This window comes from Spongiivirga sp. MCCC 1A20706 (assembly GCF_046524175.1).
Lineage (GTDB): Bacteria > Bacteroidota > Bacteroidia > Flavobacteriales > Flavobacteriaceae > Spongiivirga.
Map to the genome: position 1 here is coordinate 1 of NZ_JBEFZF010000014.1, position 2,500 is coordinate 2,500.

Annotated in this window: 1 tRNA gene and 1 rRNA gene; both read left to right on the top strand. The window is 44.2% G+C overall.

Annotated elements, in window-relative coordinates:
- The first annotated feature begins 466 nt into the window (after positions 1-466).
- Positions 467-1,986 (top strand): 16S ribosomal RNA (locus ABN763_RS18915).
- A 269-nt stretch (positions 1,987-2,255) separates the two neighbouring features.
- Positions 2,256-2,329 (top strand) — tRNA-Ile (locus ABN763_RS18920).
- Positions 2,330-2,500: the final 171 nt, after the last annotated feature.

Here is a 2,500-nt window from a genome sequence, read left to right on the forward strand (position 1 = left end):
GATAAAAAAAATTAATTTTTTTTGTTGTGTGAATTAAAAACTGTTTTTATATTTGCACCCGCTTTCAGGGAGAGTGAAAAAAGTTCTTAAAAATTAGTGGTTTTATGGTAGGTGTTTAGAGTGTTAAGCATTGGTGGTTCGATTCCGCTAAGACTATCGATTAGATGATATTGTTACGCTTGTTTTTGGTAAAAAAATGATGTGTTGGGAGTATCGGATAAAAAAGTTCATTGACATAATGATATTGACAAATTAGTATTTAGAGATATATAAATATTAATTCGTGTTATTAAGAATAAAATACACATAAAGTTATAGAATAAGAAGGCCATAAAATTGAGGGTGAGTGAAGATGTAGGAGATCTCAATTTTTTTAAGTTCTTGAGTTTAGTTAGGATAAACGATTGTTGTTTCGTACATATTGGTTATCACTTACTTTTTAAGTAAATGATGATCTAAAAATTTAACAATGAAGAGTTTGATCCTGGCTCAGGATGAACGCTAGCGGCAGGCCTAACACATGCAAGTCGAGGGGTAACGGGGTTGCTTGCAACCGCCGACGACCGGCGCACGGGTGCGTAACGCGTATACAATCTACCTTATGCTGAGGGATAGCCCAGAGAAATTTGGATTAATACCTCATGGTATCATAAAGCTGCATAGTTTAATGATTAAAGGTTACGGCATAAGATGAGTATGCGTCCTATTAGCTAGATGGTAAGGTAACGGCTTACCATGGCGACGATAGGTAGGGGCCCTGAGAGGGGGATCCCCCACACTGGTACTGAGACACGGACCAGACTCCTACGGGAGGCAGCAGTGAGGAATATTGGACAATGGAGGCAACTCTGATCCAGCCATGCCGCGTGCAGGATGACTGCCCTATGGGTTGTAAACTGCTTTTATACAGGAAGAAACCTATCTACGTGTAGATAGCTGACGGTACTGTAAGAATAAGGATCGGCTAACTCCGTGCCAGCAGCCGCGGTAATACGGAGGATCCAAGCGTTATCCGGAATCATTGGGTTTAAAGGGTCCGCAGGCGGATTATTAAGTCAGAGGTGAAAGTTTGCAGCTCAACTGTAAAATTGCCTTTGATACTGATAGTCTTGAATCATTGTGAAGTGGTTAGAATATGTAGTGTAGCGGTGAAATGCATAGATATTACATAGAATACCGATTGCGAAGGCAGATCACTAACAATGTATTGACGCTGAGGGACGAAAGCGTGGGTAGCGAACGGGATTAGATACCCCGGTAGTCCACGCCGTAAACGATGGATACTAGCTGTGTGGTTTTCGGACTGCGTGGCTAAGCGAAAGTGATAAGTATCCCACCTGGGGAGTACGCTCGCAAGAGTGAAACTCAAAGGAATTGACGGGGGCCCGCACAAGCGGTGGAGCATGTGGTTTAATTCGATGATACGCGAGGAACCTTACCAGGGCTTAAATGTAGTATGACAGGTTTAGAGATAGACTTTTCTTCGGACATATTACAAGGTGCTGCATGGTTGTCGTCAGCTCGTGCCGTGAGGTGTCAGGTTAAGTCCTATAACGAGCGCAACCCCTGTTGTTAGTTGCCAGCGAGTAATGTCGGGAACTCTAGCAAGACTGCCGGTGCAAACCGTGAGGAAGGTGGGGATGACGTCAAATCATCACGGCCCTTACGTCCTGGGCCACACACGTGCTACAATGGTAGGGACAGAGAGCAGCCACCTCGTGAGAGGGAGCGAATCTATAAACCCTATCTCAGTTCGGATCGGAGTCTGCAACTCGACTCCGTGAAGCTGGAATCGCTAGTAATCGGATATCAGCCATGATCCGGTGAATACGTTCCCGGGCCTTGTACACACCGCCCGTCAAGCCATGGAAGCTGGGGGTACCTGAAGTCCGTCACCGTAAGGAGCGGCCTAGGGTAAAACTGGTAACTGGGGCTAAGTCGTAACAAGGTAGCCGTACCGGAAGGTGCGGCTGGAACACCTCCTTTCTAGAGCAATTTTTAGTTTTTAACTAAAATACAGCCAAGAAAACGACAACACCTTTACTATAATTAATTTCTTAAAAAATGTAAGTTGAGTGCTCAATAAAGAAAACACTCACTTACTCTCAAGGTCTTTTTTATTTTACATTTTATGGGTTTTTAATACCACGAGAAACAAGTCAATATTTATTATGAAAAAAGTAGCAGTAGGCAGTGAGGCCAGTGAGCAGTATTAAGGCTGTGCACTGTTAACTGAAAACTGTCAACTGTGACAAAGTCTCATAGCTCAGCTGGTTAGAGCGCTACACTGATAATGTAGAGGTCGGCAGTTCGAGTCTGCCTGAGACTACAAGTCGAAAGACAGACGAGAAGTTTATCCCGAGCGAAGTCGCGGGGAGTCTGCCTGAGACTACAGGGCCGAGCGTTAATAAAATGTCCAGCGGACATTTTTAGCGAAAGAGCCAGGTGGCGCGGATTGCGTTACACCGATGTTCATTAAAATAGGAAATTCTAGGAGTGG